Origin of the sequence: Devosia sp. Leaf420 (assembly GCF_001425445.1) — a bacterium.
Taxonomy (GTDB): Bacteria; Pseudomonadota; Alphaproteobacteria; order Rhizobiales; family Devosiaceae; genus Devosia.
Map to the genome: position 1 here is coordinate 46,670 of NZ_LMQU01000011.1, position 23,367 is coordinate 70,036.

General features: G+C 60.2%; 19 protein-coding genes. 14 read left to right on the top strand and 5 right to left on the bottom strand.

What is annotated here, in order from left to right; translation table 11 throughout:
• Positions 1–56: 56 nt before the first annotated feature.
• Complete coding sequence (locus ASG47_RS11200; RefSeq protein WP_061909019.1) at positions 57–2,270, bottom strand: heavy metal translocating P-type ATPase; 2,214 nt, start codon at positions 2,268–2,270, stop codon at positions 57–59.
• 68 nt (positions 2,271–2,338) lie between these two features.
• Between ASG47_RS11200 and ASG47_RS11205 the strand changes: the two genes are divergently transcribed.
• Together ASG47_RS11205 and arr are read left to right on the top strand one after the other, a co-directional pair.
• Positions 2,339–2,779, top strand: coding sequence for a MerR family transcriptional regulator (locus ASG47_RS11205; RefSeq protein ID WP_061909021.1), 441 nt, complete (start codon positions 2,339–2,341; stop codon positions 2,777–2,779).
• Between the two features lie 77 nt (positions 2,780–2,856).
• Positions 2,857–3,243: an NAD(+)--rifampin ADP-ribosyltransferase gene (gene arr, locus ASG47_RS11210; RefSeq protein ID WP_061909024.1), complete on the top strand. Its 387-nt coding sequence runs from the start codon at positions 2,857–2,859 to the stop codon at positions 3,241–3,243.
• On the opposite strand, the gene ASG47_RS11215 is transcribed toward arr, so the two are convergent.
• From ASG47_RS11215 to ASG47_RS11230, 4 genes are read right to left on the bottom strand one after another with little or no spacing between them, the layout of a single operon-like run.
• Positions 3,240–4,091: a metal ABC transporter permease gene (locus ASG47_RS11215; RefSeq protein WP_061909026.1), complete on the bottom strand. Its 852-nt coding sequence runs from the start codon at positions 4,089–4,091 to the stop codon at positions 3,240–3,242. The genes arr and ASG47_RS11215 overlap by 4 nt on opposite strands.
• Entirely contained in the window at positions 4,088–4,945 is an 858-nt protein-coding gene (locus tag ASG47_RS11220) for a metal ABC transporter permease (protein ID WP_061909028.1), read from the bottom strand. The genes ASG47_RS11215 and ASG47_RS11220 overlap by 4 nt, the downstream gene beginning before the upstream one ends.
• A complete protein-coding gene (locus ASG47_RS11225; protein ID WP_061909030.1) occupies positions 4,946–5,821 on the bottom strand; it encodes a manganese/iron ABC transporter ATP-binding protein in 876 nt (291 codons plus the stop codon).
• A complete protein-coding gene (locus ASG47_RS11230; protein WP_156464099.1) occupies positions 5,818–6,690 on the bottom strand; it encodes a metal ABC transporter substrate-binding protein in 873 nt (290 codons plus the stop codon). The genes ASG47_RS11225 and ASG47_RS11230 overlap by 4 nt, the downstream gene beginning before the upstream one ends.
• A gap of 664 nt (positions 6,691–7,354) precedes the next feature.
• On the opposite strand from ASG47_RS11230, the gene nrdH reads away from it, so the two are divergent.
• From nrdH to ASG47_RS11290, 12 genes are all read left to right on the top strand, one after another.
• Positions 7,355–7,576: a glutaredoxin-like protein NrdH gene (nrdH, locus tag ASG47_RS11235; RefSeq protein WP_061909032.1), complete on the top strand. Its 222-nt coding sequence runs from the start codon at positions 7,355–7,357 to the stop codon at positions 7,574–7,576.
• A gap of 52 nt (positions 7,577–7,628) precedes the next feature.
• A complete protein-coding gene (gene nrdI, locus ASG47_RS11240) occupies positions 7,629–8,033 on the top strand; it encodes a class Ib ribonucleoside-diphosphate reductase assembly flavoprotein NrdI (protein ID WP_061909034.1) in 405 nt (134 codons plus the stop codon).
• Positions 8,015–10,189 (top strand): class 1b ribonucleoside-diphosphate reductase subunit alpha, encoded by a 2,175-nt coding sequence (nrdE, locus tag ASG47_RS11245; RefSeq protein ID WP_061909036.1) that lies wholly within the window; start codon positions 8,015–8,017, stop codon positions 10,187–10,189. The genes nrdI and nrdE overlap by 19 nt, the downstream gene beginning before the upstream one ends.
• A gap of 19 nt (positions 10,190–10,208) precedes the next feature.
• A complete protein-coding gene (gene nrdF, locus ASG47_RS11250) occupies positions 10,209–11,183 on the top strand; it encodes a class 1b ribonucleoside-diphosphate reductase subunit beta (protein ID WP_061909038.1) in 975 nt (324 codons plus the stop codon).
• Positions 11,184–11,330: 147 nt separating this feature from the next.
• Complete coding sequence (gene prpC / locus ASG47_RS11255; RefSeq protein WP_061909040.1) at positions 11,331–12,473, top strand: 2-methylcitrate synthase; 1,143 nt, start codon at positions 11,331–11,333, stop codon at positions 12,471–12,473.
• Between the two features lie 94 nt (positions 12,474–12,567).
• Complete coding sequence (gene prpB, locus ASG47_RS11260) at positions 12,568–13,488, top strand: methylisocitrate lyase (RefSeq protein ID WP_061909042.1); 921 nt, start codon at positions 12,568–12,570, stop codon at positions 13,486–13,488.
• Between the two features lie 201 nt (positions 13,489–13,689).
• Positions 13,690–14,355 carry an epoxyqueuosine reductase QueH gene (locus ASG47_RS11265; protein WP_061909044.1) on the top strand — a complete coding sequence of 222 codons (666 nt, stop codon included), beginning with the start codon at positions 13,690–13,692 and terminating at the stop codon, positions 14,353–14,355.
• A gap of 339 nt (positions 14,356–14,694) precedes the next feature.
• Entirely contained in the window at positions 14,695–15,624 is a 930-nt protein-coding gene (gene bcsN, locus ASG47_RS11270; RefSeq protein ID WP_061909046.1) for a cellulose biosynthesis protein BcsN, read from the top strand.
• A 15-nt stretch (positions 15,625–15,639) separates the two neighbouring features.
• Positions 15,640–17,808 (top strand): UDP-forming cellulose synthase catalytic subunit, encoded by a 2,169-nt coding sequence (gene bcsA, locus ASG47_RS11275; protein ID WP_061909048.1) that lies wholly within the window; start codon positions 15,640–15,642, stop codon positions 17,806–17,808.
• Positions 17,805–20,054: a cellulose biosynthesis cyclic di-GMP-binding regulatory protein BcsB gene (locus ASG47_RS11280; RefSeq protein ID WP_061909050.1), complete on the top strand. Its 2,250-nt coding sequence runs from the start codon at positions 17,805–17,807 to the stop codon at positions 20,052–20,054. Before bcsA ends, ASG47_RS11280 begins: the two co-directional genes overlap by 4 nt.
• Entirely contained in the window at positions 20,051–21,097 is a 1,047-nt protein-coding gene (locus ASG47_RS11285) for a glycosyl hydrolase family 8 (RefSeq protein WP_061909052.1), read from the top strand. The genes ASG47_RS11280 and ASG47_RS11285 overlap by 4 nt, the downstream gene beginning before the upstream one ends.
• Positions 21,094–23,352, top strand: coding sequence for a tetratricopeptide repeat protein (locus ASG47_RS11290; protein WP_061909054.1), 2,259 nt, complete (start codon positions 21,094–21,096; stop codon positions 23,350–23,352). Before ASG47_RS11285 ends, ASG47_RS11290 begins: the two co-directional genes overlap by 4 nt.
• The last annotated feature ends 15 nt before the right edge of the window (positions 23,353–23,367 follow it).

Genomic DNA, 23,367 nt, shown 5'->3' on the forward strand with positions numbered 1-23,367 from the left:
ATGGGGGAGGTTGGGAGGGGGTGTCGTGCGCCACCATTTCTAAGCCCTAATCAGACCTAAACCCGCTCCCCCTTCCAAGCCAAGAGCCGCAACGCATTGGCCGTCACCAGCAGCGTCGCCCCGGTATCGGCCAGGATCGCCGGCCACAACCCGGTAACGCCGATAATCGTCGTCATTAGAAAGACCGCCTTCAGCCCCAGCGCGATGGTGATATTCTGGCCGATATTGGCCATTGTCGCCCGCGAAATCCGGATCAGGTTGGCGACGTCGATCACGCGGCCATGCAGCACCGCCGCATCGGCCGTTTCGAGCGCAACATCCGTCCCGCCGCCCATGGCAATGCCGATATCGGCAGCAGCAAGCGCCGGCGCGTCGTTGATGCCATCGCCCACCTTGGCAACGATCTTCCCTTCGGCCTTAAGACCCGAAACGATACGTTGCTTATCCTCGGGCAGCAGTTCGGCCTTAACATCGATCCCAAGATCAGCTCCGACAGCCCGAGCGGTACGCGCATTGTCCCCTGTCAGCATGACCACATCGGCGCCCAGCGTCTTGAGCGCAGCAAGCCCCGCCCGTGCGTCATCGCGGGGTTCGTCCCGCATGGCGATGAGACCGGCCAACGCGCCGCGCGCAACAAGGACGGAAACCGTCTTGCCCTCATCATTGAGCTGGCCGATCCGCGTGAGGAAATCGTCGGGTAGCGACGCCCGATCGGCCGCCGCCTTGGGTGAACCGAGGAAGACCTCCACGCCATCGAGCGTGCCGATCACACCCTTGCCGCCCTGCGCACTTGCATTGCTGGCGGCGATCGGCTCGACACCGTCAGCCTTTGCCTTGGCAAGGATCGCTGTCGCCAATGGATGGCTGGAGCCGACTTCCAGCGCTGCGGCAAGGCGCAGAAGCTCAGGCTCGGAACGGCCCACCGCCAAGACATCCGTCACCTGCGGCCGGCCTTCGGTCAGTGTACCGGTCTTGTCGAGCGCGACCATGTTGATCTTGCCCAATTGTTCGAGCACCACGCCGCCCTTCATGAGCAGGCCCTGCCGCGCGCCGGCCGACAGCGCTGCGGCAATCGCAGCGGGGGTGGAGATCACCAGCGCACAGGGGCAACCGATGAGGAGAATGGCGAGGCCCTTATAGATCCACTCATCCCAGGATGCGCCGGTGACAAGCGGCGGCAGAACGGCAATCAGCGCACCGGCGAGCAGCACGCCCGGCGTATAATACCGGGAGAAGCGATCGATGAACCGCTCCGTCGGGGCCTTGGATTCCTGGGCTTCTTCGACCAGCGACACGATGCGAGCAATGGTATTGTCTGCCGCCGCCGCGGTGACCTTGATGCGCAAGGCGCCATCCTGGTTGACGGTGCCAGCAAAGACGGAATCGTCCGGGCCTTTGTTCTTCGGCACGCTCTCTCCGGTGACAGGCGCCTCGTCTACCGAACCTTCGCCCGACAGCACGACGCCGTCGGCCGGAATACGATCGCCGGGACGCACGAGAACAATGTCACCCATTGCCAGCTCTGCCGCATCGACCTCGCTGACGCGGCCATCCACCTCGCGCTGCGCGCGGCGCGGCACGAGATCGGCCAAGGCCTTTATACTGGCGCGCGCCCGGCCGGTCGCAATGCCTTCGAGCAATTCGCCGACGAGGAAAAGCAGAACGACAATCGCCGCTTCTTCCGCTGCATCGATAAAAACCGCGCCGACGGCAGCGACCGTCATCAGCGTTTCGATGGAAAACGGGCTGCCATTGATAGCACCTTGGAAGGCCCGGCGGGCGATCGGGATCAGGCCGACCAGCATGGCAAGAATGAAAAGCGGCGTGTGCCACCCCGGCATAAAAATTTCGAGCGCGAAGGCAGCAACGACCGCCACGGCGCTGAACAGCGTCAACCGCGCCTTGCCGGTTTGCCACCAAGGACTGGTCTCGGCGCCATGGTCGTGACCGTGCATGCCGGCCAAGGCATCAGGGGCTTTTTCGCTGTGGTCATGATCATGGTCGTGATCGTGCGCGTGGTCATGGGTTGGCTGCGGAGCCTGACGGCCGGGTATCAGTGGCGAAACGCGATAGCCAAGATCGCTGACTTTCTTCTGCACCTGATCGAGATCAGCGCCCTTATGCCCAATCGTCATGGTGCCTGCGACAACGGAGACGGAGACATCATCCACACCCGGCAGGCGGCGCACGGCGGTGTCGATCTTGCTGGCACAACTGGCGCAATCCATGCCCTCGACACGGAAGCGTGTGGTGGTTTCCTCTGCGCTCATTTCGCCGGCTCCTTGCAAATCATTGAAACCGGCGTACATCCTCTAGTGACTAGAGGAGCAAGCGGAAAATGAGCCAAGGCATCACAATCGGAAACGTCTCCAGCGCGAGCGGCGTCAAGGTGCCAACCATCCGCTACTATGAGCAGATCGGCCTCCTGCCCTCCCCTCCGCGCACGGAGGGCAATCGCCGGAGCTATGACGCGACGGATCTCGAACGCCTGACTTTCATCCGCCATTCGCGCGAACTCGGCTTCGAGATCGACGAGATTCGCACACTTCTGTCGCTACAGGACCAGCCGAACGTCTCCTGCGAAGAGGCAGACCAGATCGCCAGCAAGCATCTCGTCGACGTCAAGCAGAAGATCGCAAGCCTAACGGCGCTGCAGCACGAACTGGAAAGAATGGTTGAGGGGTGCTCGCATGGCCGGGTCGAGACATGCAAGGTCATCGATATTCTGGCCGATCACGGCAAATGCCGGTTTCATGCCGACCATCCCCCGCACCTCTAATATGTGGGGCGCAAGGCTCTTGCTTCAAGCCCGCCACCATCCACTATAACAACGCTCCCCATTCAGAGGAGCGTTGAATGATCTACTATCACGGCACGCGCGCCGACCTCAAAACCGACGACCTGCTCACCGCCGGCTTCAATTCCAATTTCGGCAAGCGCAATCGCGCTTCGTGGATCTACTTCGCCGCCACACTGGAAGCCGCCATCTGGGGCGCGGAATTGGCCGAAGGCGAAAGCCGCCAGCGCATCTATATCGTCGAACCCACGGGCGATTTCATCGATGACCCCAATCTCACCGACAAGAAATTCCCCGGCAATCCGACGAAATCCTTCCGGAGCCAGCAGCCGCTGCGGATCCTCGGAGAAGTCGAGGGCTGGGTTGGCCATCCGCCGGAGCAACTGCAGAAAATGAAAGACGGGGTCGAGCGGGCACGGCGGATGGGGATCGAAGCGATCGACTAGGGCTGTACCATTTCCCGGCTTTCGATCCGCGCGGTCCTGACCGTCGAATAGGCAAAGGCGCCGAGGAAAGCCACGGTCAGGAGCAGTACGATGGTGGGCGCCGGGGCGCTGTCGATGAAGAAGGACAGGTAGACGCCAAGCAACGAGCCCACCAGTGCAATGGCGGTGGCGAGCATCAGCATGGTGGCAAAGCGGCGGGTCAGGAGGAAGGCGATCGCGCCCGGCGCGATCAGCATGGCGATCGATAGAATAATCCCCACTGCCTGTAGCGCCCCTACAATGGTCAGCGAGATCATGGCGAGAAGACCATAATGGAGGAGATTGACCCGCAACCCAACTGCCCGAGCCTGTGCCGGATCGAAGGCGTGGAGCAAAAAATCCTTCCACTTGATACCGATAATGCCGGCGGTGAGAACCGCGATGACGAGAGCCTGGATGATGTCATTGGCGCCGACGCCCAGCATGTCGCCGAACAGAATATGGTCGAGATGCACGTCAGACTGGATTTTGACGTAGAGCACCAGTCCCAGGCCGAACATGCCGGAAAAGACGACACCCATCACCGTATCCTGCTTGATGCGGCTATTGTCCTTGAGGAAGCCTGTGGCGATGGCCGAGAACATGCCGGCGACAAATGCGCCGATGGCGAGCGGAATGCCGACGATATAGGCGATGACGACGCCGGGAAAAACGGCATGCGAAATGGCGTCGCCCATCAGAGACCAGCCCTTCAGCACGAGAAAGCAGGACAAGAGCGCCATCGGCACGGCGACGAGCGCCGAGATGATGAGCGCATTAACCATGAAGTCGAACTGAAACGGCAGCAGCAGGAGATCAAGAGTGCTCATTCGACGGTCTCCAAGGCAGCGGCCGCCCGGCGGCGCGCGGCGAGCATGCCGTGCTTGGGGGCAAAGAAGAAGGCGAGGAGGAAGATCGCCGTTTGCATGACGACGATGATGCCGCCCGTCGCGCCATCGAGAAAAAAGCTGACATAGGCGCCGACGAACGAGGTGACGGTGCCGATGAGGACAGCGATGACGAGCAGACGCGGGAAGCGGTCCGTCAGCAGATAGGCCGTCGCGCCCGGCGTGACGACGAGGCAGATGACGAGGAAAGCGCCGACGGTCTGCATGGCCGCAACGGTCGAGGCCGAAAGCAGCACGAAGAACACGGCACGAAGCAGTGTCGGCTTGAGGCCGATGGACCGCGCATGATTTTCGTCAAAGAAAACCACCATCAGGTCCTTCCACTTGGCGAGCAAAATGGCCAGCGAGACGAAGCCGATGATCGCGAGTTGCAGCGTGTCTTCGGGCGTGATGGCAAGGATATTGCCGAGGACGATGGTCTGGATGTTGACCGGCACCGGCGAGATCGAGACCATAAAAAGCCCTAGCCCAAAGAAGGCCGAGAAGATGAGGCCGATGATGGCGTCTTCCTTGAGCTTGGTTCGCTGATTGAGAAACAGCATGGCCGCAGCGGCCAAGCCACCAGAGAAAAAAGCGCCGATCGCGAAAGGCAGTCCGAGCATATAGGCACCGGCGACACCGGGGACGATGGAGTGGCTCAACGCGTCGCCGATCAGCGACCAGCCTTTGAGCATGAGATAGCAGGAAAGGAAGGCACAGACGGCCCCGACCAGCGCCGAGACCCACATTGCATTGGTCATATAGCCATAGGCGAAGGGTTCGAGGAGCACCTCCATTTAGCTGCGCTCCGCCTCGCCGGGTGAATGCCGCCGGGCTCGCCCCCCCTCGAACAGGAGCGGCCGCTCGTCGTCGGTGAAGACGCGAACGCCCGTGTGTTCATTGCCGGAAGGATGATTGATGACGAAATGCCGGAGCACGCCGCCAAAAGCCTGCTCAAGATTATCCTGAGTGAACGTCTCTTCGGTCAGGCCATAGGCCAGCACCGTGCCCTTGATCAGGATCGTCCGATCGCAGAATTCCGGGACAGAGCCGAGATTATGGGTCGAAACCAGCATCACCCTGCCCTCGTCGCGCAATTCGCGCAGGAGAGTGATGATCTGGTCCTCGGTTTTGACATCGACGCCGGTAAAAGGCTCATCGAGGAGAATGACGCGGCCATCCTGCGCCAAAGCCCGGGCGAGGAAAACGCGCTTCTTTTGCCCACCCGACAATTCGCCGATCTGGCGCTTGCGGAATTCGCTCATATTGACGCGGCGGAGCGCAGCATCGACCGCGTCATGGTCGGCTTTCTTGGGGATGCGCAACATGCCCATATGGCCATAGCGCCCCATCATCACGACATCTTCGACCAGCACCGGAAAATTCCAGTCGACTTCTTCCGATTGCGGAACATAGGCGACGAGATTTTTTCGCAGGGCATCAGCCACCGGCATGCCGAGCACCGAAATTTCGCCGCGTGCGAGGCGGACAAAGCCCATGATGGATTTAAAGAGCGTCGACTTGCCCGAGCCGTTGATGCCGACAAGCGCCGCGATGGTGCCGGTCGGGATTTCGAAGCTGGCATCGCGCAGCGCTGTGTGGCCGTTGCGATAGGTGACCGTGGCATTCCGAACGGCAATGCCATTGGTATCGAAGCGTGCGGGAGCGTTCATTCCGCCAATCCTTTGGCGATGGTTTCAGAGGTGACGCGGAGAAGATCGAGATAGGTCGGCACGGGCCCATCGGGCTCGCTGAGCGAGTCGACGTAGAGGACCCCGCCATATTTGGCGCCGGTTTCCCGCGCCACCTGCTCGGCCGGAGCCGGCGAAATGGTGCTTTCCGAAAAGATCACTGGAATGGCGTTTTCGCGCATGATGTCGATGACATGGCGCACCTGCTGCGGCGTGCCCTGTTGGTCGGCATTGATCGGCCAGAGATAGAGTTCCTTGAGGCCAAAATCCCGCGCGAGATAAGAGAACGCGCCTTCACTGGTCACGAGCCAGCGACGCGCTTCGGGCACGCCGGAGAGCTCGGTCTGGATTGGTGCGATCGTCTCGGTGATCCGCGCCTTATAGGCCTCGGCATTGGCCTTGTAGGTCTCAGCATTTGCCGGATCGTGTTCGACAAAAGCGTCGCGGATATTGTCGACATAGATCAGCGCAGCGCTGGGCGACATCCAGGCATGGGGGTTGGGCTTTCCCTCATAAGGCCCCTCGGCAATGCCGATAGGCTCGACGCCTTCAGACACGGTGACGCTGGGCACATCGCGCAGATTGGCAAAGAAGCGCTGAAACCAGGTTTCAAGATTGAGCCCGTTGTAAAAGACGAGATCGGCGCCCTGAGCGCGCTGAATATCGCCGGGGGTGGGCTGGTAATTATGGATCTCGGCGCCTGGTCGCGTGATCGATTCAACAACCGCGGCATCGCCAGCAACGTTCTGCGCAATGTCAGCGATGACGGTGAAACTCGTCACGGCCTTGAACTTATCCTGCGCAAAAACGGGAAAAGCCGGCAGGGTAACCGCAAGACCTGCGGCGATCATCGTGCGAAGGGTCTGGCGCCGCGTACCGATTAACATTGAGCAAGCCTTGTTGCGAATGATTTGCATTACCAGACAATGGATCGCATCCGCAAAAGTTGCAAGTAGGAATGGTTTGCAAAAAGGCTGAATTTTACCGGGCAGCACGGACACTACATCTAGTAGGTCACGGAAATGGGCCGGTACGCGCCGAGGCGCGGAAAATCCCGGTGGAGTTCTGTGTGTTTGACGGGGATAAGGCGGCCATGCCGGCTATGTCCATATAGGGAAAGGGAGAATCCCACTGCTTGGAAAGACTGTCCCCTGGGATTCCGTTGGCTGAAAAAAGTGATCGCTTTTTGGTACATCAGCCATGCATCACCAAGGGCGAATCTGGAAAGGTCGGAAACGCCCCGAAATCCGGACATTTTTTGGACGAATTTCATTCGCCGCAGGATCACAAATGGCCTGTCAAGCGTTGATGACAGACCTGACACAAACCATATACCTTGCAGTAAGAATTAGACGGGATACTACATATAGCGTTCAGGGCGCGTCACGATTCGAAAGAGCCAAACGAACCCGAGCCCCTCGAAAGCTGGTTATTTTCAGCAGTCGGTCGGCAGACGTTTGTAGCGATTTACAGCGTTGAACTACTCCATTTTTAGCCCACTTCCGTGAGGATCCGATGACCATTACCGTTTATTCCAAGCCTGCCTGCGTCCAGTGCACCGCGACCACGCGCGCGCTCGACCGAAAGGGCATCGACTACACGGTGGTGGATATCTCCGAAGACGCTGCAGCTTACGCGCGCGTCGAAGAAATGGGCTATCGTCAGGTACCAGTGGTAGTAGCTGGTGATCAGCACTGGGCCGGTTTCCGTCCCGACATGATCGGTAGCCTTTCCTAATTTTTTAAGCGCGCGGGCCCTGCTCGCGCCAACGGAGCCGGACTGCAGGATCATGGGCAATATCGTCTATTATTCCAGCACTTCGGAAAACACCCATCGCTTCGTCGAGAAGCTGGGGATGCACAGTGTGAGGCTGCCGGTAGATGCCGGCAGCGAGCCGCCTCAAGTGGATGAGCCATTCGTGCTCGTGGTGCCCACTTATGGCGGCAACGACGGCAAGGGCGCAGTGCCCAAGCCGGTTATAAAATTTCTCAATAATCCGGCCAATCGCAGCCTCATTCGAGGCGTCATCGCGGCCGGGAATACAAATTTCGGCACTTCCTATGGCGCGGCAGGCAATATCGTCAGCCAGAAATGTGCAGTGCCACTCCTCTATCGGTTCGAGTTGCTCGGAACGCCGGAGGACGTTGAAAACGTCAAGCAAGGACTCGAACGGTTTTGGACACGCTCACACTAGACCGCACCGAAGAACGCCCCGCCGTCAAGGGCCAAAGCCAGGATCAGTCGCTGGATTTCCACGCGCTGAATGCCATGCTCAATCTTTATGATGACAATGGCAATATCCAGTTCGACAAGGACAAGCAGGCTGCGCACCAGTACTTCTTGCAGCACGTCAACCAGAACACTGTCTTCTTCCATAATCTGCGCGAGAAGATCAGCTATCTCGTCGAGGAAGGCTATTACGAGCAGGACGTGCTCGATCAGTATTCCTTCAACTTCGTGCGCGATCTCTATGATTACGCCTATGACAAGAAGTTCCGCTTCCCGACCTTCCTCGGCGCGTTCAAATATTACACCTCCTATACGCTGAAGACCTTTGACGGTAAGCGCTATCTCGAGCGCTACGAAGATCGCGTCTGCATGGTGTCTCTGGCGCTGGCGCGCGGCGATGAAGTGCTCGCCAAGCAGCTTGTCGACGAGATCATTGCCGGCCGTTTCCAGCCTGCGACCCCGACTTTCCTCAATGCCGGCAAGAAGCAGCGCGGCGAGCTCGTTTCGTGCTTCCTGCTGCGCGTCGAAGACAACATGGAATCGATCGGCCGTTCTATCAATTCCGCGCTGCAGCTCTCAAAGCGCGGCGGCGGCGTGGCTCTGAGCCTGACGAACATTCGCGAAATGGGCGCCCCGATCAAGCAGATCGAGAACCAGTCCTCGGGCGTGCTTCCCGTTATGAAGCTCCTCGAAGACAGCTTCTCTTATGCCAACCAGCTTGGCGCGCGCCAAGGCGCAGGTGCGGTCTATCTCCATGCCCACCACCCCGACATCATGCGCTTCCTCGATACCAAGCGCGAAAATGCCGACGAAAAGGTGCGCATCAAGACGCTCTCGCTTGGCGTCGTGATCCCTGACATCACCTTCGAATTGGCCAAGAACAACGAGGATATGTACCTCTTCTCGCCATATGACGTGCAAAAGGTCTATGGCGTGCCGATGACCGAAATTTCGGTCAGCGAGAAATATCGCGAAATGGTCGCCGATGGGCGGATCAAGAAGAAGAAGATCAAGGCGCGTGAATTCTTCCAGATCATCGCCGAGATCCAGTTCGAGTCTGGCTACCCCTACATCATGTTCGAAGACACGGTGAACAAGGCGAACCCGATCGCGGGCCGCATCACCATGTCCAATCTTTGCTCGGAAATCCTGCAGGTCAGCGACGCCAGCGAGTTTTCCGAAGACCTGAGCTACACCAAGATGGGCAAGGACATTTCCTGCAATCTCGGCTCGCTCAATATCGCCAATGCCATGGACTCCGAAGATTTCGGCCGGACCATCGAGACCTCGATCCGTGCGCTGACGGCCGTGTCGGACATGAGCAATATCTCGTCCGTGCCCTCGATCGCCAAGGGCAATGACGACAGCCATGCCATCGGCCTCGGCGCCATGAACCTTCATGGCTACCTTGCCCGCGAACGGATCTATTATGGTTCGGACGAAGGCGTCGATTTCACCAATATGTATTTCTACACGGTGACCTATCACGCCATTCGCGCGTCGAACCTGATCGCCACCGAGCGCGAGCAGACTTTCAAGGGCTTCGAGAAGTCGAAATATGCCGATGGCACCTATTTCGACAAATACACGACCCAGGAATGGAAGCCTGCGACGGATAAGGTCGCAAAGCTTTTCGAAGACGCCGGCATTCATATCCCGACGCAGGAAGACTGGCTGAATCTGAAGGCCAAGGTCATGATGACCGGCATGTACAACCAGAACCTGCAGGCCGTGCCGCCGACCGGTTCGATCTCATACATCAACCACTCGACCTCTTCGATCCACCCGATCGTGTCCAAGATCGAAATCCGCAAGGAAGGCAAGATCGGCCGCGTCTATTATCCGGCTGCCTTCATGACCAATGACAACCTGGAATATTACCAGGATGCCTATGAGATCGGCCCGGAAAAGATCATCGACACCTATGCGGCTGCTACCCAGCACGTCGACCAGGGCCTGTCGCTGACCCTCTTCTTCCGCGATACCGCGACCACCCGCGATATCAATAAGGCGCAAATCTACGCCTGGAAGAAGGGCATCAAGACCATCTATTACATCCGCCTGCGTCAGTTGGCGCTGGAAGGCACGGAGGTGCAGGGCTGTGTCTCCTGCGCTCTCTGATAAGAAGGCTGCCAAACCGATGAATATGCAATTCCGGCCGGTCAATCGCGTACGCGCCATCAACTGGAACCGCGTCCTGGACGACAAGGACCTCGAGGTCTGGAACCGCCTGACGTCTAATTTCTGGCTGCCCGAAAAGGTGCCGCTCAGCAATGATATTCCAAGCTGGGCGACCCTGAACCCGGAAGAGCAGAAGCTGACAATCCGCGTCTTCACGGGTCTTACCCTGCTCGACACCATCCAGAATGGTGTCGGCTCGATCCGCCTGATGGCCGATGTGCAGACCCCGCATGAAGAAGCGGTTCTCTCGAACATCTCCTTCATGGAAGCGGTGCATGCCCGCTCCTATTCGTCGATCTTCTCGACGCTGTGCCTGACACCGGACGTCGACGACGCCTATCGCTGGTCGGAAGAAAATCCCTTCCTGCAGCAGAAGGCGACGCTGATCATGCAGCAGTATGACAGCGGAGATGCGCTCAAGAAAAAGGTCGCTTCCGTCTTCCTCGAAAGCTTCCTGTTTTACTCGGGCTTTTATCTACCGATGTACTGGTCGAGCCGCGCCAAGCTGACCAATACGGCCGACCTCATCCGCCTCATCATCAAGGATGAGTCGGTGCATGGCTACTATATCGGTTACAAATTCCAGCGCGAGATCGAGCGCCTTTCCGAAGAGCGCAAGCAGGAAATCAAGGACTTTGCCTTCGATTTCCTGCTCGAACTCTATGACAACGAAGCCCGCTATACCGAAGACCTCTATGACGGCGTCGGCCTTGCCGAAGACGTCAAGATGTTCCTCCATTACAACGCCAACAAGGCACTGATGAACCTTGGCTACGAGCCCCTCTTCCCGCCCGAAGCCTGCAAGGTCAACGCGGCGATCCTCTCAGCGCTCTCGCCGAACGCTGACGAAAACCACGACTTCTTCTCGGGTTCCGGCTCAAGCTACGTGATCGGCAAGGCCATCGCGACAGAAGACGAAGACTGGGATTTTTAGTCTTAGATCAATGAGTTAAAACGGCGCCGCAAGGCGCCTTTTTTCATTGTGCTTGGCGCGCGGCCTTTCGTTTGCGTCTGCGCTTGAGGTCCTTATAGTGAGGGAGTCGCTTCGGCTCGGAGGAAGCTTGGGCGGCGTTAGGGAGGAATGCACTTGAGCTTGCCGAAGCCAAAGAAATCCGTGGCGCTTTCGGGCGTGGTTGCTGGAAATACCGCGCTCTGCACGGTTGGGCGTACCGGGAATGATCTTCATTACCGGGGCTATGACATCCTTGATCTTGCACAGAACTGCGAGTTTGAGGAAGTCGCGCACCTGCTGGTCCACGGGACCTTGCCGACAGCGAGCGAACTCAAGGCTTATAAGGCAAATCTGAAGCGGATGCGGGGACTGCCGGAGGTAGTCAAGGCAGCACTCGAACTGCTGCCGGCGGCGACGCACCCGATGGATGTGCTGCGCACCGGTGTGTCGGTTCTTGGTTGTGTGCTGCCTGAAATGCACGATCATAACGTTAGTGGTGCGCGGGATATTGCTAACAGACTGTTAGCATCTCAGGGCTCCATGCTGCTCTATTGGTACCACTTTGCGCACAACGGGCGGCGCATCGAGGTCGAGACCGACGACGAGAGCATCGGGGGTCATTTCCTCCATCTGCTCCACGGCACCACGCCGAGCGAGAGCCATGTCAAAGCCATGCATGTCTCGCTGATCCTTTACGCGGAACACGAGTTCAACGCATCGACCTTTACGGCGCGGACCATTGCGGGGACCGGGTCGGACATGTTCTCGGCGCTTGCCGGCGCGATCGGTGCGCTGCGGGGCCCCAAGCATGGTGGGGCCAATGAAGTCGCCTTCGATATTCAGAAGCGCTATGCGAACCCCGATGAGGCGGAGGCGGATATTCGCCAACGGGTCGACAATCGCGAAGTGATCATCGGCTTCGGGCATCCGGTCTACACGGTGTCCGATCCGCGCAACGAGGTGATCAAGAAGGTCGCGCAAAGCCTCTCGCAGGAGGCGGGATCGACGCGAATGTATGACATCGCGGCGCGGACCGAGGCGACCATGATGGACGCCAAGAAGATGTTCCCCAACCTCGATTGGTTCAGCGCCGTTTCCTATCACATGATGGGCGTGCCGACGGCGATGTTCACCCCGCTCTTCGTCATTGCTCGCACATCAGGCTGGGCGGCGCATGTCATCGAGCAGCGGCAGGACAAAAAGATCATCCGGCCGAGCGCCAATTACACCGGACCGGAAGACCTCGCCTTTGTCCCAATCGAAAAGCGATGACCCCATCTCGACGAGCCCTCTTCTTGGAAAGATGAGGGAACGATAAGACCGCTGGACGCGCGGCAGAACCGGCCAGCGTCGAAAGGAATTGACCATGCCGTATCTTCTCTCCTCCGACATGCCCACCGAACCGGCAGGGCTGCGCTTTCGGGCGCTGATCGAGCGCGGCGGCATTTTGCGCTTGCCCGGTGCGCACAATGGCATGGCGGGGATCCAGGCGCGCAATGCTGGGTTCGAGGCGCTTTATCTCTCGGGCGCAGCGATGACGGCCTCGATGGGCCTGCCCGATCTCGGCATCATCACGGTGGACGAGGTGTCGTTCTTCATCCGCCAGGTGGCGCGGGCGAGCGGACTGCCGGTCTTGGTCGATGGCGATACCGGCTATGGCGAAGCGCTCAATGTCATGCACATGGTCCGCACCTTTGAGGATGCAGGCGCCGGTGCCGTGCATCTCGAAGATCAGTTGCTGCCCAAGAAATGCGGGCATCTCAACGACAAGAAACTCGCAGATGCGCGCGACATGGCGGCGAAGGTTGCGGCAGCGGCCAAGGCGCGACGGCATCTCTATGTCGTGGCGCGCACCGACGCGGCGGCGAGCGAGGGCATGGATGGCGCAGTGGCGCGCGCCAAGATGTACATGGAGGCCGGGGCCGATGCGATCTTCCCCGAGGCTTTGAACACGGCCGAAATGTTCCGCGAATTCGCGGCGCGCATGCCGGGTGTGCCGCTCCTTGCCAATATGACCGAGTTTGGCCGCACGCCGTTCTTCACCGCGAACGAGTTCGAGGAGATGGGCTATCGCATGGTGATCTGGCCGGTCTCATCGCTGCGCGTCGCCAACAAGGCACAGGAAAAGCTTTACGGCACCATCGCGCGCGATGGTTCGACCAAGGCAATGCTCGAAGACATGCAGACGCGGGCCGAGCTTTATGCGGCAATCGGGCTGGATGACTATGAGGCGCTCGATGCCTCGATCGTGGCGACGGTTATACCGGAGCCGATTGACGGCAAGTGAACCGTTGAAGCTAGCGCAAGCATGATGTCACCCGCGCTTGACCAGGGGCCTCTCTTCAAATCTGGGTCCCGGCCTGCGCCGGGATGACGGCCGGTGGGCTTGAATACATCGAGCGACACTTCGATGTGACTCTCGCCGACACCTGCATAACGATCCGCTGAAAAACTGGAAATCCTTCTGCACTTTTGCTATGCCGCGCGCATGAGCGAAGATTTTGAACGTCCAGTCCTGACCCCTCCCACCGGCGAAAAGAAGGTGCTGCTGCATTCGTGCTGCGCGCCGTGCTCGGGCGAAGTGATGGAGGCCATGCTGGCCTCCGGCGTCGAATATACGATCTTCTTTTACAATCCCAACATTCACCCCAAGCGCGAATACCTGCTGCGCAAGGATGAAAATGTCCGCTTTGCCGAAAAGCACGGCGTGCCCTTCGTCGATGCCGATTACGACCGCGACAACTGGTTCGCGCGCGCCAAAGGCATGGAGCATGAGCCGGAGCGCGGCATTCGCTGCACCATGTGCTTCGATATGCGGTTCGAGCGGACCGCGCTCTATGCTCATGAGCATGGCTTTCCGGTGATGACGAGCTCGCTTGGCATTTCGCGCTGGAAAAACATGGCGCAGATCAATGACTGCGGAAAGCGGGCCGCGGCCCCTTATGAGGGTCTTTCCTATTGGGATTATAATTGGCGCAAGGGCGGAGGCTCGGCGCGTATGATCGAAATCTCCAAGCGCGAAGAATTCTACCAGCAGGAATATTGCGGCTGCGTCTATTCGCTCCGCGACACCAACGACCACCGTATTTCGACTGGCCGTGACCGCATCGTCCTCGGTCAGAACTACTACGGCAAGGACACCGCTTCGGAATAGAACCGACGCGTTGATTGGGATTAGTCCCAATCGTAATGGCAATAAATTGCGAGTTAAATCGCCCTATTGCACCTCAACTGGTGCAATGCCGTATAAATTTTATCGGTTCTCTTAAATATGGCGAAAAGAAGTCGCTCAATGCTGCAGCTTCGTAATGCCAGCAAGTAGAGGGGTTGGGTAACTCCAGTTGCTATCCCGCATTGCGGCCTTGGCAGGCATGTCATGAATGAGCGGCTTAGTTATCGCTTCATTAACCATGCTTTCCTAGTTTTGTCATAGCTATCCAGCAGGCAGGACGCCGTTGCTAGCAATCGTGGGCTAAGCTCGGATTTATCTGACATGCAGGACAAAACGCGCACTGTGCTCCCGTGGGGCAACATCGTCCGGAATGGTATTGCAGCTACGCTCGTAGCGGCGACCATGGCTGGCTGTGCCACAACGAGCGACATGCCAAGCTCGGAAGCCGAGATCATCCGGCCCTCGAAGGCCGTCATCCTGCCCCCGCCGGGCGGACCGGCGATCATCACCGTCGTGGAAACGACCTATCCCAATGCCATCCGGCAGGATATTTCGCTCGCGACCGAAGCGCGCAGCGTCGGCGAGAACAAGATCAGCGTCATCCGCTTCACCAGCAAGGGTGGAGATGGCAGCGATGCCGCGCTCAAGGACGTGCCATTCACTCAGGTCAACCTGACCGAAGAAGCGCTGGCCGCCTGGCCCGGCTCGGGCATGGCCGTGTCGCCCTATTATGTGCAGAACGATTACGGTCCCTTTGGCTATGCCATCGCGCGGCCGCCCAATGGAGACGTCTGCCTTTATGCCTGGCAGCGGGTGGAGCCGACCCTGCGCCCATCCGGCGCGGTTGACCGCGGCACAATCATCCTCCGGGTGCAACTTTGCCGCCGCGGCGTTTCCGAAGAAGCGCTGCTCGACATTATGTACCGCCTGCGGCTCAACACCGATGTCTTCCCGCCGAGTGCAGCGCCAACCGCAATCGGTCGCATCGCCGCGCCGATCAGACCCGAAAATGCCAATGGCTTTGCTAACGTCATTCCTATCAGTCAGCCCGTTGCCGTGACCCGCCCTGCGCCGACGCGCCCGGCCCAGCCTGTGCAGACGGTTCAGACGACGACACCAATCCTCACCCCACCGCCAGGCGCGCCCATCGTGCCCGCACCGGGTGGAACGACCACACCAATCGGCGGCGGACTGCCGCGGCCAACCTCCACAGGGGTAACGGTTCCATCGCCGCTCTCGGGCGGCAATTAGGCAAGGAAGCAGGCCATGAATAAGGCGCTGACCGTTATCCTCTGGATCGCGATCTCCGCGGTCGTCATCACGCTGGTGACGATCCCGGTAAGCTTGCAGACCCACCTCGTGATGGGCGCCGTACTGCTCCTTGCCATGATGGTGATCAAGCTCCTGAAGCTTGAAGGGAATTGGCGGCTGCTGCTGCTGACATTCGGCACCATCATCGTGCTGCGCTACGCCTATTGGCGCACGACGAGCACCCTGCCCCCGATCGATCAGTGGATGGATTTCATCCCCGGGCTGATCCTTTATCTCGCTGAGATGTACTGCATTCTGATGCTGTTCCTCAGCTTGTTCGTCGTGGTGCGGCCGATGCCGAGCCACAAGTCGATCCGTTTGCCCGACGACGAACCCGTGCCTTTGGTCGATGTCTTCATCCCGACCTATAACGAAGATTATGAACTGCTTGCCGGCACACTCGCCGCTGCCAAGGGCATGGACTATCCCGAAGACCGCTTCACCGTCTGGCTGCTCGACGACGGCTCGACCGATGCCAAGCGCAACAATCCCGATCCCGAGCAGGCCGCCGACGCCCAGGAGCGGCACGAGCAGCTCAAAAAGCTCTGTGAAGACCTCGGCTGCCGCTATCTGACCCGCGCCCGCAACGAACACGCCAAGGCCGGCAATCTCAATAATGGTCTTGCCAATTCGACCGGCGAATTCATCGCCGTCTTCGACGCCGACCACGCCCCGGCCCGCGATTTCCTTCAGGAAACCGTTCCTTTCTTCGGTCGGGACAATCGTCTCTTCCTCGTGCAGACGCCGCACTTCTTTCTCAATCCCGATCCGTTGGAGCGCAATCTTCGCACGTTCGAAGTCATGCCGTCGGAGAACGAGATGTTCTATGGCGTGATCCAGCGCGGGCTCGACCGCTGGAACGCCGCTTTCTTCTGCGGCTCGGCAGCGCTGTTGCGCCGCGAAGCGCTCGTTACCACCAATGGGTTTTCCGGCCGCTCGATCACCGAGGACTGCGAAACCGCTATCGAACTGCATAGCCGCGGCTGGAATTCGATCTATGTCGACAAGCCCCTCGTGGCAGGCCTGCAGCCGGTGACCTTTGCCAGCTTCATCGGCCAGCGCACGCGTTGGGCGCAGGGGATGATGCAGATTCTCCTCTTCAGCTTCCCGCTCTTCAAGGCCGGGCTCAACCTGCCCCAGCGGCTTTGCTATCTCTCGAGCACCTTCTTCTGGCTTTTCCCCATCCCGCGCATGATCTTCCTTTTTGCGCCGTTCTTTTATCTCTTCTTCGATCTGCAGGTGTTCACCGCATCGGGCGGGGAATTTGCCGCCTATACACTGACCTATGTGGTGGTGAACCTCGTCATGCAGAATTCGCTCTTTGGGCGCTGGCGATGGCCGTGGATTTCCGAGCTCTACGAGTATATCCAGTCCGTCCACCTGCTCGGCGCATTGTTTTCCGTGGCCCGCAATCCCTATAAGCCGAGCTTCACCGTGACGGCGAAGGACGAGAGCGTTGAATCCTCGCGCCTGTCCGAACTTGCACGTCCCTTTTATCTGATCTTCCTGCTGCTGGTGATCGCTGTCGGCATGACGATCTGGAAGATCGGCGCCCAGCCCTATCAAGCCGAAGTCACCATGGTGGTGGGCGGCTGGAACATCTTCAATCTGATCCTTGCAGGCTGTGCCCTTGGCGTCGTTTCCGAGCGTCGCGAAGGCTGGGGCAGCCGGCGCGTTGCCGTGGAACGGCGCTGCGAAATCCGTGGGGCCGATGGCGAATGGATGCGCGGCATGATGGTCAATGTGTCGAGCGGCGGCGTCGCCGTGCGTCTGCCGACCGGGGCCGCCGGTCTTGGGCGCGGGATGCCGACGGGGCTGCGATTTACCCCGCTCTCCAATATCTATGGCACCGACCTTCCCGTGACCATTCAGTCAGTCACCCAGGAAGGCAAGGGCGTCATCTTCGGCTGCCGCTACGCGCCTGATCGCGGCTATCACTATCGCCTGATCGCGGATCTCATCTATGCCAATTCGGGCAATTGGCAGATGCGCCAGAGCGCCCGCCAGGTCAATATCGGCATTCTGCGCGGCACCGCGCGGTTCCTCGGCATCGCGCTATATCAGACGGGCCGCGGGCTGGGTTATCTTCTGCGGTTCGGCTCGGGGAAGGTGCTCGGCAAATGATGATGCGCGCACTTTTGTCTTCCGCTGCCGTGATTGCGGCTCTATCGCCAGCCTGGGCGCAGCCTGTGCCATTCGACATGACGCCGGAGAACGACCTCGTGGTGCAGCCAGCGCCGCAAGCTGTCCCCGGCACGCCAACTGTGACTCCCGCCCCTGTCGCCGCCCCGGCTGCCTTCGAGAGGCCAATCCTGCCGTTCGACAGCCTTAGGCTGACAGGCGAAGAGGACAAGCACGGGATCGTTGTCTATCTGACCGAGGCGCAGGCCGCGGCGCCGGCAACGCTCGATTTTTCCTTTATCAACGCCCTCGTCGTTGCGCCGGAAATTTCGAGCCTGCGCGTGCGCATCAACAATACCGAGATTTCCAACACCGCGATCGCCTCGTCCTCGGCCGCAACACCCGTGAGCCTGCCTGTGCCCGCGGGGGTTTTGCGGGCCGGACCGAACATGATCGAATTCCGCGCGAGCCAGCGGCACCGCACCGATTGCACGGTGGATTCGACCTATCAACTCTGGACGGAGATCAAGAGCACCGACGCCAAACTGGTCCTCGCCGGAGCCGGGCTGGCGCCGATCCAGCAATTGACCGATCTTGCAGCAGTGGGCGTCGATGCCCAGGGCGATACGGCGCTGCGCTTGATCACGGCAAACGGGCTTGCGGATGCGCAAGCGCAGAGCGCCGCCATGCGGATTGCCCAGCAGATCGGGCTTTCGATGCGCGTGCCCAAGCTCGACATTTCCTTTGCGGACGCGCCTTCCGAGGCGGCGACGCCAGGTGTGCTGGATGTCGCCATTATGCCGGCGGCAGAACTGCCAGCCGAATTGGAGGCCGCACGGGCCCAAGCGAGCGCCGGGCCAATCGCGGCCATGGTTCCGGTCGCGACAGGCGCCTACACCCTCGTGATTTCCGGGCCGAATTGGGAATCCATAGCGCGCGCCGGGGACGCCATCCTCACAGCCGCACCGGCTAGCAACGATCGGCCACGGCTCGACCTGCCCTATCCTCTGCCGATGATGGAAGAGGGGACGAACGCCAGCATGGCCAGCCTCGGCGTCGACCGGCTCGAATTCAACGGGCGGCGCTTTACGACAACCATGCAGTTCGAACTGCCATCCGATTTCTATGCTTATCGCTATGGCGAACTCGAACTGGTGCTCGAGGCGGCCTATTCGCGTGATGTGCTGCCGGGCAGCGAGATCGATATCTACACCAACGGGCAGATCGCTTCGGCGACCCCGATGCTGCGCACCGAGGGCGGGCTGCTCAAGGATACGCGGATCCGCATTCCGATGACCAATCTGCGGCCAGGGCGCAACGAAGCGACGTTTGCCGTGAACCTGCAGACGCGCTCGGACGTGGCCTGTGGCGCAGGCTGGACCGGTTCGGCGCCGACGCGGTTCGTGCTCTCGAACAATAGCTACTTCCACATGCCTGACTATGCGCGGGCAACGACGGTACCCGACCTGCAGGTGCTGACCGGCTCGTCCTGGCCCTATGTCGACGAAGCCAATGTGCCGGCCGCGATCGGCCAGGGGCGCGACACGGTACTCTCGGCTCTGATGTTCGCGACCCGTTTGGCGACCGCCTCGAACAGAATGATCAATTTCACCATCATCCCGGAGGCCGATTTATCGCCCGAGCAGGATGCGGTGCTGATCATGCCGACGGGCGCTGTATCGCAGACCAATATCGGCCGCACTGGCGTGGCCGCGGCAGGCCAGCCCGGCGCGCAGGGCGGCGACGATTCCTTGCTCGATCAATTCGCGGGCGGGGAAACCAGTAGCCCTTTGACCAATGTCGAATCCTGGTTGCGCGAGCATCTGGGCGTGGACACCGCCGACCTCAGGCTTATACCGCCGCCCGACACGCCCTATATGCCCGGCGCCGAGGCAGTGGTCGTTTCCCAGACGCATCAACCCGAGGGCGGGGTCTGGACCTTTCTGACCTCAACGAGCCCAGCGACCTTGCGCGCCGGGACAGAACGGCTGATCGACACCGTTATGTGGCGCGAAATTGCTGGCCGGGTCAGCGCCCTTGCGCCGGGAGACAATGAAGTGACTTCCGTGCCGGCCGAGATGGTCAGCATCGTGGTGCCCGAGCCATTCTCGCCGACAAATCTGCGTCGGATCGCAGCTAACTGGTTCTCAGGCAACATTTTATACTTTACCTTTGCGATCGTTCTGGGCGCAGTTTTGCTGATGCTCATGACCTCGCGCATGTTGACCAGAATTGGACGGCCATCATGAAAAGGCTCATCGCTCTCGCTCTGGGAGGCCTCATGACCCTGCCAGCGCAGGCTGCTTCGGTGATCGAGCCGCAGGAATGGCAAGCCTATCTCGATGGTTTCGTCGCCGAGAACGGCCGCGTCATCGACACAGGTAACGGCAATATCAGCCACAGCGAGGGCCAGGGCTATGGACTGATTCTGGCAGCGCTTGCCGAAGACCGCCCGAGTTTTGAGCGCATCCTGAGTTTTACCCGCACCGACCTGATGATCCGCGACGACGGCCTTGCCGCCTGGCGTTGGGAACCGGATGCGGATCCGCATGTGACCGACCCGAACAATGCGACGGACGGCGATATGCTGATCGCCTATGGCCTGGTGCTCGCCGGACAGGTCTGGAACGAGCCATCGTACACGGCCGAGGCCAAGGCCATTGTCGAGACCATTGGGCGCGATCTGCTCGCTTATGCCGATGGCCTTCTTGCGATCCTTCCCGGCAGCAATGGTTTTGCCGGCAGCGATGCAACGAGCGGCCAGCCCATCCTCAATCCGTCATACTGGATTTACGAGGCACTGCCGGTCTTCAAGGAACTCGATCCTTCAGCTGATTGGGAATCAGTTGGCGCGACGGGGCTTGAACTGCTGAAGCGCGCGCAAAGCACGCCCGCCGGCATTCCGGGCGATTGGGTGGTTATGGCCGCGGGCCAGCTTGGCCCGGCGCCTGATTTTCCGGCCGAGTTCGGCTACAATGGCATCCGCATCCCGCTGTATCTGATGCGGGGCGGCGCCGATCCATCCTATCTTGAACCGTTCCGCGCCAAGGCGTCTTCGGTTGGGCTCTTCAAGATCGACCTCAATACCGGGCAGGCGGTGGAGCCAATCTCCGAACCAGGCTATCGGCTGATCCAGGCGAGCATGGAATGCATCGCCAACGGTCAGGTGGTCCCCGAAGACCTGCGCAGCCTTTCGGCCACGAGCTATTATGCGGCGACCCTTCAGCTTCTGATGCTGGACTATCTGCGCCGCAGCCGCCCTGATTGTCTTGGTCAGGGGGCTGGCTCATGAAATATTGGACCTGGGCCTTCTTTGCCCTGAGCGTATCGGCCATCGGCCTGGCCGCTGGGCTGAACACGACATGGAATGCGCCTGCCGTCGCACAGACGCCGGCCGCCGTGCCCCAAGAGCCCGCGGCTGCAAGTACTCCGGTTGATCCGATCACCACCGCACGCACCGGAACCATCCCGTTTGCCATAGTCCCGCCGACCGGTGCGCCGGCGACCGCAATTGAAGCCCAGCCCGCGACCACATTGGCGCAAACTGCTGCGCCCGTTGCCCCACAAACGCCGGTCATTGCGCAAGCAGTGCCGCAGACAGCCCCGTCCGGCCAGCCAGACGAAACCGCCTTGCGCTATTTTGCTCAACAAGGCGATACGCAGCGCCTGCAGCGGGAAATCGAACGGCTGCAGGCGCTTTATCCAAATTGGCAACCTCCGGCCGATCCGCTGACAACGGATTTTGTGCCCGACCAAACCATCGTGCGGATTTGGGAATTGGTGACGGCAGGCGATTTTGCCGGTGCGCGGGCAGCAATTGCGGAAAAGCAGCAGGCCGATCCAGGCTTTGTGCCCACTGTCGACCTCCTCGACACCATCAAGCGCGGCGAAGCCGGAACGCGGTTCCGCGCGGCATCTGACGCCGGGCAGTTCGAGGCGGTGATTTCGATCGCGGCAAATGCGCCGCAGCTTCTAACCTGCGCCAGCGTCGATAATCTCTGGCGGCTGGCGGAAGCTTTCATCAAGACCGATGCCAAGCAGCGCGGCATCGACGCGTATTCCTACATCCTCAACAATTGCACTGACACGGCCGAACGCTTCGCGACCATACAGAAAGCCATGGCCCTGCTGAGCCGAGCCGAGCTCGATCCGCTGCTGGCGCTTGAAAAGCCGGGGACCGATGGCGCGCCGGAATTCACTGCGCTCCGGCTCGACCTGGCGCGAAGCGCCGTGGCTGCGGCACTTGATGAGAAAGGCGACCAGCCAGAAGAAGCGGACGTCGAACTGCTGGCCAAAGAAGCGACCAGGTCGAAAAACGCGGAAGACCTGCGGCTCCTTGGTTATTTCGAACTGGCGCGCAGCGAGCCTGAGGATGCACGCCGCTATTTCGAAGATGCCGTTGATGCCGATCCCTCCGCCGCATCGGCCGAGGGGCTTGGGGTTGCCTTGATGCAGCTCGACGATCCTGCGGCCGCCGAAAAGGCCATGGCGGAATTCTACGACGACAACGACACCATTGAAGGCGTCTATCGTGATGCAGCGGCGGCAATGATCGCCATCGAGCCGCGCCTGACCATCCCCGACGACACGCTTTCGCGGATCGTCCGAGTAGCGCTCAAGGCGCGCGATGCCGACATCGCCCAGCAACTCGGCTGGTATGCCTATGCGTTCAACCAGCCGCAGACGGCCTATGAGTGGTTCCAGACAGCGCTTGGCTGGCAATCGGATCTCGAGCCTGCGGCCTATGGCATGATGGTTGCGGCCAATGCCCTTGGAAACACAACCCAGGTGGAAGAAATCCGGCGCAGTTGGGGCGGGCGCTCGGCACGCATCGCCCAGTTTGGTTCTGTGACGACGACGGGGTTCAACGTCCCCCTGCCGAAGCCAAGGCCGCAGCATGTGACGCTCTTCCCCGCACAGGTGCAGGCCGTGCGGGCGACGACGACCCAGGCGCGGCAGGATTATGCCGCAGCGCCTGCGCAGGAGGATGTGGTCCCCAGCGGTGGAGGTGGCGGCAGCAGCGGCGGTGGCAGTTGCCGAAGTTACATTCCGCCTGCCAGCCTTTCTCCGGGTAGCGCGCTCTCCCATGCCTGGTGTCTGATGGATCTCAACCGCCCCGCCCAGGCGGTTGATCATTTCGGACGGGCGCTTGATTCGGCCAGCCAATCGATCCGCAGCGATGCCGCCTATGGGCGCGCCCTCGCCTATGTGCGGCTTGGCTTGCCTGATGAAGCCGCCGTTGCTGCCGCTGCAGCCCCGATCTCGGACAAACGCGCCATCGAACTTGAAATTTCAATCCTGACGCTCAAGGCCACGAGCGCCTATGGGATTGGCGATTATCGGCTCGCCTTGGCCATGCTCGATGCCCGCTCGCGCTACGCGGCAGAACGCAACGATCTGCTGACCCTACGGGCCTGGAGCTATTATCAGCTCAAGCGCTATCGCGAAGCCGAGCGAATTTTCGAGGCTGTGGCTGCTACGGGTTACGGCGACGCTTTGGCAGGGCTCGAGGCGGCTCAGTCGCAGCTACGAGCTTCACAGTATTAGGCCGACAAATCTCAC

Excerpts from the sequence above, each read along its gene's own strand:
- ASG47_RS11200 (WP_061909019.1), bottom strand. The coding sequence starts at position 2,270 with ATGAGCGCAGAGGAAACCACCACACGCTTCCGTGTCGAGGGCATGGAT.
- ASG47_RS11205 (WP_061909021.1), top strand. The coding sequence starts at position 2,339 with ATGAGCCAAGGCATCACAATCGGAAACGTCTCCAGCGCGAGCGGCGTC.
- arr (WP_061909024.1), top strand. The coding sequence starts at position 2,857 with ATGATCTACTATCACGGCACGCGCGCCGACCTCAAAACCGACGACCTG.
- ASG47_RS11215 (WP_061909026.1), bottom strand. The coding sequence starts at position 4,091 with ATGAGCACTCTTGATCTCCTGCTGCTGCCGTTTCAGTTCGACTTCATG.
- ASG47_RS11220 (WP_061909028.1), bottom strand. The coding sequence starts at position 4,945 with ATGGAGGTGCTCCTCGAACCCTTCGCCTATGGCTATATGACCAATGCA.
- ASG47_RS11225 (WP_061909030.1), bottom strand. The coding sequence starts at position 5,821 with ATGAACGCTCCCGCACGCTTCGATACCAATGGCATTGCCGTTCGGAAT.
- ASG47_RS11230 (WP_156464099.1), bottom strand. The coding sequence starts at position 6,690 with ATGATCGCCGCAGGTCTTGCGGTTACCCTGCCGGCTTTTCCCGTTTTT.
- nrdH (WP_061909032.1), top strand. The coding sequence starts at position 7,355 with ATGACCATTACCGTTTATTCCAAGCCTGCCTGCGTCCAGTGCACCGCG.
- nrdI (WP_061909034.1), top strand. The coding sequence starts at position 7,629 with ATGGGCAATATCGTCTATTATTCCAGCACTTCGGAAAACACCCATCGC.
- nrdF (WP_061909038.1), top strand. The coding sequence starts at position 10,209 with ATGAATATGCAATTCCGGCCGGTCAATCGCGTACGCGCCATCAACTGG.
- prpC (WP_061909040.1), top strand. The coding sequence starts at position 11,331 with ATGCACTTGAGCTTGCCGAAGCCAAAGAAATCCGTGGCGCTTTCGGGC.
- prpB (WP_061909042.1), top strand. The coding sequence starts at position 12,568 with ATGCCGTATCTTCTCTCCTCCGACATGCCCACCGAACCGGCAGGGCTG.
- ASG47_RS11265 (WP_061909044.1), top strand. The coding sequence starts at position 13,690 with ATGAGCGAAGATTTTGAACGTCCAGTCCTGACCCCTCCCACCGGCGAA.
- bcsN (WP_061909046.1), top strand. The coding sequence starts at position 14,695 with ATGCAGGACAAAACGCGCACTGTGCTCCCGTGGGGCAACATCGTCCGG.
- bcsA (WP_061909048.1), top strand. The coding sequence starts at position 15,640 with ATGAATAAGGCGCTGACCGTTATCCTCTGGATCGCGATCTCCGCGGTC.
- ASG47_RS11280 (WP_061909050.1), top strand. The coding sequence starts at position 17,805 with ATGATGATGCGCGCACTTTTGTCTTCCGCTGCCGTGATTGCGGCTCTA.
- ASG47_RS11285 (WP_061909052.1), top strand. The coding sequence starts at position 20,051 with ATGAAAAGGCTCATCGCTCTCGCTCTGGGAGGCCTCATGACCCTGCCA.
- ASG47_RS11290 (WP_061909054.1), top strand. The coding sequence starts at position 21,094 with ATGAAATATTGGACCTGGGCCTTCTTTGCCCTGAGCGTATCGGCCATC.